8 protein-coding genes are annotated in these 8437 nt (G+C 32.3%); 1 reads left to right on the top strand and 7 read right to left on the bottom strand.

Annotated features, from left to right (window positions below):
• Positions 1-312: 312 nt before the first annotated feature.
• The 5 genes from AC5XHR_RS13465 to AC5XHR_RS13445 all read right to left on the bottom strand — a co-directional run bounded on the left by AC5XHR_RS13465 (position 313) and on the right by AC5XHR_RS13445 (position 4390).
• Positions 313-1713, bottom strand: a complete 1401-nt coding sequence (locus AC5XHR_RS13465) for a Sau3AI family type II restriction endonuclease (RefSeq protein ID WP_495951305.1) — start codon at positions 1711-1713, stop codon at positions 313-315.
• Positions 1697-2983 (bottom strand): DNA (cytosine-5-)-methyltransferase, encoded by a 1287-nt coding sequence (dcm, locus tag AC5XHR_RS13460; RefSeq protein WP_495951304.1) that lies wholly within the window; start codon positions 2981-2983, stop codon positions 1697-1699. The genes AC5XHR_RS13465 and dcm overlap by 17 nt, the downstream gene beginning before the upstream one ends.
• Positions 2973-3299: a helix-turn-helix domain-containing protein gene (locus tag AC5XHR_RS13455; RefSeq protein ID WP_495951303.1), complete on the bottom strand. Its 327-nt coding sequence runs from the start codon at positions 3297-3299 to the stop codon at positions 2973-2975. Before AC5XHR_RS13455 ends, dcm begins: the two co-directional genes overlap by 11 nt.
• A gap of 138 nt (positions 3300-3437) precedes the next feature.
• Complete coding sequence (locus AC5XHR_RS13450; protein WP_495951302.1) at positions 3438-3599, bottom strand: hypothetical protein; 162 nt, start codon at positions 3597-3599, stop codon at positions 3438-3440.
• Positions 3600-3727: 128 nt separating this feature from the next.
• Complete coding sequence (locus tag AC5XHR_RS13445) at positions 3728-4390, bottom strand: endonuclease/exonuclease/phosphatase family protein (RefSeq protein ID WP_495951301.1); 663 nt, start codon at positions 4388-4390, stop codon at positions 3728-3730.
• 469 nt (positions 4391-4859) lie between these two features.
• On the opposite strand from AC5XHR_RS13445, the gene AC5XHR_RS13440 reads away from it, so the two are divergent.
• On the top strand, positions 4860-6386 hold the full coding sequence (locus tag AC5XHR_RS13440; protein WP_182043843.1) for a SulP family inorganic anion transporter: 1527 nt from the start codon (positions 4860-4862) through the stop codon (positions 6384-6386).
• Positions 6387-6651: 265 nt separating this feature from the next.
• Here AC5XHR_RS13440 and AC5XHR_RS13435 read toward each other — a convergent pair whose 3' ends face one another.
• Positions 6652-7332, bottom strand: coding sequence for an MAE_28990/MAE_18760 family HEPN-like nuclease (locus AC5XHR_RS13435; protein ID WP_495951300.1), 681 nt, complete (start codon positions 7330-7332; stop codon positions 6652-6654).
• Complete coding sequence (locus tag AC5XHR_RS13430) at positions 7332-8363, bottom strand: DUF262 domain-containing protein (protein WP_495951299.1); 1032 nt, start codon at positions 8361-8363, stop codon at positions 7332-7334. Before AC5XHR_RS13430 ends, AC5XHR_RS13435 begins: the two co-directional genes overlap by 1 nt.
• Positions 8364-8437 lie beyond the last annotated feature (74 nt).

Here is an 8437-nt window from a genome sequence, read left to right as displayed (position 1 = left end):
TAAGCATTACAGATAACGTTTTGGGGCTTGGCGACAGTGGCGGAAATAGAAGCACTAACTTTCAATTTTGCACAACAGTAGCATAAGCCATTTTTATTTGCTAAATTACAAAAAAAGGAAATACAAATGGCTTATGCGGTGATAGAATTACTGACATTAAATTTTGCACTTAACCCGCCATTTCGCCAAACCCTTGTTATCGGTAGTGGCACTTTTCGGTCGTTCTGTTGAGTGTTGGCTTGGTAGCTCTTTTGCATTTTTGTTTGGCTTTGTGCGGTTGGAAAAATGCAAATGTGCTACCAAAAGCGTTGGTTATTTCAAATATATTTCGTCTCTTATGTAACTATTATTTAGCCAAAAACAATGTTTTGTATATTCATTTTCTTTTGTCAGTTTATCTTGTTTTGGTAAAGGATATGTATCTAAAGCATTTGTTGCATGAGGTCGAACATGAGAAATTGAACTAAATGTTTTGTTTGGAAAATTAGTTTCACGACTTGTTTTTCCATTTTTGTCTGTTTTGAAGCCTTTTACGATTTCTCCTTTTGCAACGATTTGTTGTGTTTTTGTCCAAACTTTTTCAACTTCGAGCAAATCAGAGTAGGGCATATTCCAAAATTTTACTTTTCTCAAAACTAGTTCGTTGCCTTGAAATTGAAAAAATACAAAAAGAAATTTATGTTCTAAAATGTCTTTAAAATCAGAATCCTCCCAAGTTTCATTTATAATCTCTTCGTATTTGAAATTCGGAAAAGACATATCTTCTTTAGGTAAATTGTTTGCTTTCAATCGTACAGTTTTTACTTGAATTTCAGCTTTTTCAAATTCTTCAATTTCTTTGTTGAGTTCAATTCCTAAAATTGCTTTTGTCAAGTTTGCATAGAAGCTTTTTGCAGAAGTATTTAATTCAACTCCAGTTTTGTCTAAGATTTCTTCAATCGTTTTTCCGTAATAAGGTTTGAATTTTTCAATTACAATTTCCTCAATTGTTTTCTTTTTCGCCTCTTTTACAGATGGAATTAGTTTTCCATAAACTTCTTTTGTTTCTCCTGCAATTGAAGCTATGATGTGATTTACATAACCTTGTTTGAAAGAATACGCTCTTTGTTTTGCAAGTGTTTCTGAAAATGGTTGTTTCCTAACTGTAGAAGCACTTGCACCTTTTGTACAAGCACCTAGATAAAATGTATCTCCTTCAGAAAGTTCGTGAGCTTTTCCATCAGCAATTTTCTGTTTGATTGTTTCCCAATCTTTCTTGATAATTTCTAAATCAGTTGAAGGGAAATTCCACTCATCAACTAATTTTATGATGAAATCCAAAATGTCATAACCAGCTTGATGCAAATAGAAAATCAAAAGAATGCTCGCATTCTTTTTGATGAAATCGCTATTTTCAAAATCTTGGTTTACAACATTTAGATAATTGATGATATTCAAAACTAATCGTTCTTTTGAACGATATTCCTTGTTTTTTAGTTGCTTTAATGGCGAAGATTTTAGTTCCATTCCAATTTCTGCAAAATCTGCTTCTGCTGTCGAATTTGGATTGTAACCAAAATAGAATTTCTCTAAAAGTTGTCCGAAATTCCCTTTTCCGGAATAATGATGTTCTAAAATACTTGGCTCACAAATTTCTCTTAATGATTTCCCTTTTAGTTTTTTTGCGTACTCAATTATTGAGTTTTTATCACTCGGATTATACGGTAACTTCATTTTTAATTTTTTCAGTAAGAGCAATTCCTATTTTTTCAATAACTCCAACAACCAAAGCATTTCCCATAAAAAAAGCTCGTTTTGTATCTGTTATTCCATTCAATTTTGTATGGTCGTCTGGAAACATATTTAAACGCTCCAATTCGACTGGCGAAAGTCTTCTCAAACCTTTTGGAGTTTGGATAACGTGTTTAAATCTTGATGCAGATTTTCCGCCTTCTCCTGTAATAATTGTTCGAGATGGTTTGTCAAGTGGATCTGGAAAAATCATTCCACCTTCACTATAATTATATTCAAATCCATCTGCATTTTTACGCATTTCTTTTTTCGGACCTTTTAGATATTTCCATTTGTCCAAATCTTCATTGTTGATATAAAAATCTTCGGTTACTTCTCCATTTTGAACAAGGTCTTTTAAAAATGTAAATTTTCCATCATAATTTGGTTGCGTTTTGATTGTTGTTACTTTTCCGTTAATCATTAAACCTGAATTTTCAAACAAACCAACTTTTCCGTTTTTGTTGAAATTTTCAGAAATTGCAACAATATCTCCTTCCAATTTTATTTCCTTTGGAAATAATTTATTTTCAGCAATTACTGGAAAAGAATTGGCTAAAGTACCTTCTTCTAAAATCCATTCTATCGGTTTTGTGTTTTTTATGTTTTGGTAGATTTCGCTATTGTTCAAATATGCCAAAATGAAAATTCTTCTTCTTCTTTGTGGCATTCCAAAATCAGCAGCGTTGATAACTCTCCACTCTACAGCATATCCGAGTTCGTTCAGACTTTGTAAAATAATCGCAAAATCTCTACCTCTTTGTTTTGAGGGTGAAATCAAAAGTCTATCTACATTCTCAAGAAATAAATATTTTGGTTTATTTTCTTTTTCGGAAAGGATTTTGTGAATTGACCACCACAAAACACCTTTTTTCCCAAGTAAACCTTTGGAATTTTTTAGCGTTGTTGCAACTGAATAATCTTGACATGGAAAACCACCGACTAGCAAATCGTGATCTGGAATATCAGAAACATCAACACTTGCAATGTCCCGATTTGAATGGTTATCCATTCCAAAACGGTTTTCGTAAACGGCAGAAGCGTGTTGGATTTTCGTTGATGGTTCCCACTGATTGCTCCAAACGACTTCGTAATTTGTTTCAATCGGTTTTTTATAATTTGAAGATGCAGATTTTCCATTCCAGCCTTCTAGTCCAAGTCTGAAACCACCAACTCCTGCAAACAATTCGACTACTTTTATCTTATTTTCCATTGTTTACGGTTTTTAGGTATTTAACTTTTTCCTCGGCAACTTTCAAAATGCTCAAATCAGCTTCTTCATCTAAAATTTTATACGCAATTTGATCACTCAAAAAATTATTCGATAATTCTTTTTCGTCACAATTAAAGAAGTCTGAAACTAATTTGATAATTTGTTTCGTTGGTTGCCTTTCGTTGCGTTCTATTTTGGCAAGAAGAGAAGTATCAATACCAATACTTTCTGCAACACTTTTAAGTGTCAAGCCTTGGTTTTCTCTTAGATTTCTAAGATGCTCTCCAAATGATGTTATGTTTTTTAATGTTGCCATTTGGTCAATATTTGTCCAAATATACAAATATTTTTAAAATGGACAAATTTAGTCCAAATATTTTTGGGTGGTGGGTGGGCTTGGGAAAAATAAATGTGGTACAATTGTGTTGGATTTGTGCGTTGGCTTGTACCTCTTTTATTTTTTGAAGCGTTGGCAATTTTCGTTTTTTTTGTCGGATGATGCTTGTTCGGAACGTTGTTTTGCCATTACCGATAACGGGAAAGGGCTTTGCGAGGTGCGGGCTACTGCAACCGAAAGTGGAGAGGAGAACCAATCTCTAGCAAAAACTTTTTCCATTTTTTAAAATTACGAAAAAACTAAAAAATGGAAAAGTTTTTTGCGGGTATTTTCTAAAAATTTTCTAAGATTTCCTTCAACCCCGCATCTTGCAAAACCCATGTTACCTGCAGTATCTTTATCTATATTTATTTTTTTAATTCAATACAAATTCCTTTATGGTCTGAAAATTCCTTGTTAATATTCCATTCTGAAATTTGAAATTTAAAGTTACTCAAAAATTTTTCACTTACGACAATGTGGTCAATGTTTTCACTCAAATTTTCAGTTGTGTTTATTAAGTCATTTTCTTGAAAACATTTAATGAATTTTTCGCGTGCAAAATGTGTGAAATAATAATTGTCAGAAAATGAAGTGTTTAAGTCTCCTGAATAACAAAAATGACCAAGTTTTGATAATGATTTTATGTCTTTTGTTTGTTTTTCCAAATCTGTCTTAAAATTCTTGTCCGAATATCCCAAAATCCCAACAATGGTCCCATAAACGATTAAATTTCCAAAATTTGTTTGAATTTCTGCGCAACAAGAAGTCATTTCGTCATAAGTTTTGAAAGTTTTTATTATTGGAAATTTGGAAAAAATTGCAACTCGTCTTTCAGTTTCTCTGTAACCATAAGGTTTTTTTGGAAGTTTTAAGGTTTCCGTTTTAAATTCATAAAAAGGTAGTTCCACAAGATTGTCAAATTCTGTAAGAACTAATATATCAGCATTAATTTTTTGAATATTTTCAACAACAGGAATGAGGTTTTTTAAATCTTTTAGTCTTTCAATATTCCAAGTTGCGATTTTCATATTCTCTCGTTTTATGCGGTTTTTTTATGATATTGCAGGTAACGTTTTGGGTATTGCCGAAGGCGGGGAAATCGAAGCGGTAAGTTTCGATTTTGCACCGAGGCAAGCCAAAACGAATTATTATGAGTTAAATTTAAAAATAAAAAACGAATAAAATTCGTTTTTGGCGGAATAGAAGTATAAACTTTGAATTTAGCACTTTAGCCCCGCTTTTGGCAATACCTTGTTACCTGCAGCCCTAATTTTTTATTAGGTTTTGTCAAGTTTTGTTTTGTCAAGTTGTCATAAAATGTTAATTTTGCAACCTCAATGAAAAAAGCAACTCAAATATCTTCTCAAGTTACTCCGCCTTAATGGTTGATTAATTGTTGTTTTCCCCCAATTCCTTTTATTGGTTTCTTTAGTGTACCCGAAATTTAGATGTTCGGTGCAAATTACATTTTATAAATTTTTACAATACAAATATCTTATGCAGAAAATTATCAATTTGTTTGATTTCAAACAAAAAGTAGATTACAAAACCGAAATTTTATCAGGTATTACCGTTGCTTTGGCTTTAGTTCCGGAAGCAGTTGCGTTTGCCTTAATTGCAGGACTTTCTCCGCTTGTGGGTCTTTATGCCGCTTTTATGATGGGCTTGGTTACGTCCATTTTAGGTGGTCGTCCCGGAATGATTTCGGGAGCAACGGGAGCAATAGCAGTAGTCATAGTTGTTTTAGCAAAAACGCACGGTGTGGAATACGTTTTTGCCACCGTTATTTTAGCAGGAATTATTCAAATGTTAGCAGGATTTTTAAAGTTAGGAAAACTCATACGGTTGGTTCCGCATCCAGTAATTTTTGGTTTTGTCAATGGTTTAGCCATCATTATTTTTATGTCGCAGTTAGACCAATTCAAAGATGCTTCGGGCAATTGGCTCACAGGTTCAAATATGTATATTCTTTTGGCTTTGGTGGGTTTAACAATGCTTATCATTTGGGGATTACCTAAAATTACAAAAGCTGTTCCCGCTTCGCTTACTGCTATTTTAGTGGTTTTTAGTTTGGTTTATTTTTTAAAATTGGATACCAAAACTGTTGGCGATATTGCTTCTATCAAAGGTGGTTTTCCGCCATTTCATATTCCTCAAATTCCTTTTAATTTAGAAACACTTCAAATTATTTTTCCGTATGCGGCTATTGTTGCAGGGGTTGGTTTGATTGAAAGTTTATTGACTTTGAATATTATTGATGAAATTACTGAAACAAGAGGACATAGCAATAGAGAAGCAGTGGCACAAGGAACGGCTAATATTTTATCGGGTTTCTTTTCAGGAATGGGCGGTTGTGCAATGCTTGGACAAAGTTTAATCAACGTTTCCAACGGAGCAAGAGCAAGACTTTCGGGAATTGTAGCATCTGTAATGTTGCTCGTTTTTGTAATGTTTGGAAGCGGTTTGATAGAAAAAGTTCCGATGGCTGCACTTACAGGACTTATGATTATGGTAGCGATTGGTACGTTTGAATGGGCAAGTCTTAGAACATTTACGAAGTTTCCAAAGTCGGATATATTGGTAATGGTTTTAGTAACATTGGTTACGGTTTTCTTGCACAATTTGGCTTTGGCAGTTTTAATTGGAGTCATCATTGCAGCGTTGGTTTTTGCGTGGGACAATGCAAAACGTATTAGAGCAAGAAAATTTGTAGATGATAATGGCGTGAAACATTATGAAATTTATGGACCACTTTTCTTTGGTTCAACCACTGCATTTACAGAAAAATTTGATGTACTGAACGACCCTGAAGAAGTCATTATTGATTTTAAAGAAAGTCGAGTAGTAGATATGTCGGCAATTGAAGCATTGAATAAACTCACCGAACGATACCACAAACAAAACAAAAAAATACATTTAAAACATTTAAGTCCCGATTGTAGAAAATTAATTAAAAATGCAGAAAGCATTATTGATGTCAATGTAATTGAAGACCCAACGTACAACGTAATGTTAAATGATTAATTTTTTTTAGCGACTTTTTGAGGTCGCTTTTTTGTTGCGGAGTGTTTGGAAAGGGTTGCAGGTAACGGAAAAAGTATTGGCGAAGGACGGGCTATTTTGCTGATAATTTCAGGGGAAAACCGACCGAAGCAAAAAACTTTTTCCATTTTTTAAAATTAATAAAAAACTAAAAAATGGAAAAGGTTTTTGCGACTATTTTCACAAAACTTTCTAAGGAAATATTCAACCCCGTCTTTTGCCAATACAATGTTAGCGGCAGGTGTTTTTAAATTGCGTACTTTCTTTCATCTAAATATTTTTGAATGTTTCGAAGAATATTGCGTAAATACATAAATACTTCTTTTTTTGTTTCAGAAAGTTGTTCAACGCTGTAATTTCTACCACATTCAGCAAAAGAAATATTTCCATGAGCGAGATTGTTACGTTGAGTTTTTACTTGGTGAAGTTTATTTCCATTATTTGCATTTCTGTGAGTTCTATCAGAAAATCCATATTTAGTAGAAAATTCTCTAATTTTTCTACCATCAATATTTCCGGATATTATTTTAGAAGAATCAAATTCAATGTCTATTACATCGTCAGCTAATTGTCCTAGAACTAAAAAAATATTCTCTGTTCCTTTATTTCGAAAATTGTCGTGTTTTTGAGAAATCCAGATTTTTTTTATTTCGTCAATTACTTCACTATAACATAAATTGTCAGATGAAATTTTATCATACATTTCAACTAAAGATTGTTTTATTGATGATTCAGCTAAATTGTATAACAAGAGAAATACATTAGCTTTAAAAACTTTAATAAGTTCTACATTATGAGATTGTGTTTTTCGTCTTATTCTGTTTGGAAAATACAATAAAGCACCTTCAGTTTCAAGATTTTCTAAATGTTTAAAAAACAAATCTATTTCTTTAACTCTTTTTTCAAAGTCTATAAGTACCGTAACCATTAACCATTAATTAGCTTGTTATATACAAACTCGATTCTCTCTTTTATTGCTGTCGGAGCATTTTGACCACCTTTGGTAATTAGTTCATTGAAAATTTTACTATTTAACCAACTTAAATCTTGTGGAATAAGATTGGGTTTTTCACGTAATGCAAGATTTACACCAACCGAAATTGCGTCAAATCGTACCCTTGGCGTTTTACTAGACGTTTTTGATTTTATAAATCCATCTGGAAAGTACTTATCTACAAATTTCAACATTTTGTCAAATTCGTCCGTATATCTTGCTCTATCAAATGATTTATTTTTAGATTCCACAAATTCATTTAAAAATTCATTTACTCCAGATTTTACTAATTTGTAATTGTCAGAATAAGCGAAAAATCTTATAATCAATTCTTGAGGTTCTCCTCTTTTTTCAAGACGATCTGTAAACTTCGTATTTCTTATAAATAAAGGATGTTTTGAACACTCGTTATATACGAAATCCATAAATTTTCCTCCAAATATCCCTTTACGCTTTTCCATGTCCTTTAGAATTGCACTACCTGTGTTAATTCGTTCAAACATCATAAATCTAACATCCTCGTCACTCTTGTCGGAAAGAGCAATCATTCTAATGGTGGAATTAAGAAACTTTCTTTGTCTTGATTTTATTAGATCTTGATATTTAAATCCGTTTAAACTAGTTAATATTTCAAGATTTTTTAAAGTTAAATGATTTTCATAAAATGCTACGATTGTTCTTAGTCGTTGAGAACCATCAACAATTTCCAATCTACCGTCAGTATCAGCAGAAAATATATAAGGTATCGGTAATCCTAATAAAACTGATTCTATAAATTTGGATTGTCTATCAACGTCCCAAACAAAATTTCTCTGATATGTTGGAATGAAAATATCATTGTCATCAGATTCAATTCCATTAAGATATTTATTTACCAAGAGTTCTATGGTAAACTCCTTTATATCAAAATCAACAATTTTTTGTTTTTCTAAAATTTGTTCTTCTGCAATTTGATATATATCCATTTGTTCTATTTTTTATGAAAGTTCTTTTGGCAACACTTGACGCTAACGGAAAAAGTATTGGCGAAGTGCGGGCT

It is taken from the genome of Kaistella sp. CFF1-2 (assembly GCF_059509915.1).
The sequence above is the reverse complement of the archived record's forward strand: the minus strand, read 5'-3'. Positions and strand labels throughout refer to the sequence as shown.

Bases quoted from the DNA above. Each gene is read 5' to 3' on its own strand.
- AC5XHR_RS13465 (WP_495951305.1), bottom strand. From the start codon at position 1,713: ATGAAGTTACCGTATAATCCGAGTGATAAAAACTCAATAATTGAGTAC.
- dcm (WP_495951304.1), bottom strand. From the start codon at position 2,983: ATGGAAAATAAGATAAAAGTAGTCGAATTGTTTGCAGGAGTTGGTGGT.
- AC5XHR_RS13455 (WP_495951303.1), bottom strand. From the start codon at position 3,299: ATGGCAACATTAAAAAACATAACATCATTTGGAGAGCATCTTAGAAAT.
- AC5XHR_RS13450 (WP_495951302.1), bottom strand. From the start codon at position 3,599: ATGGAAAAAGTTTTTGCTAGAGATTGGTTCTCCTCTCCACTTTCGGTT.
- AC5XHR_RS13445 (WP_495951301.1), bottom strand. From the start codon at position 4,390: ATGAAAATCGCAACTTGGAATATTGAAAGACTAAAAGATTTAAAAAAC.
- AC5XHR_RS13440 (WP_182043843.1), top strand. From the start codon at position 4,860: ATGCAGAAAATTATCAATTTGTTTGATTTCAAACAAAAAGTAGATTAC.
- AC5XHR_RS13435 (WP_495951300.1), bottom strand. From the start codon at position 7,332: ATGGTTACGGTACTTATAGACTTTGAAAAAAGAGTTAAAGAAATAGAT.
- AC5XHR_RS13430 (WP_495951299.1), bottom strand. From the start codon at position 8,363: ATGGATATATATCAAATTGCAGAAGAACAAATTTTAGAAAAACAAAAA.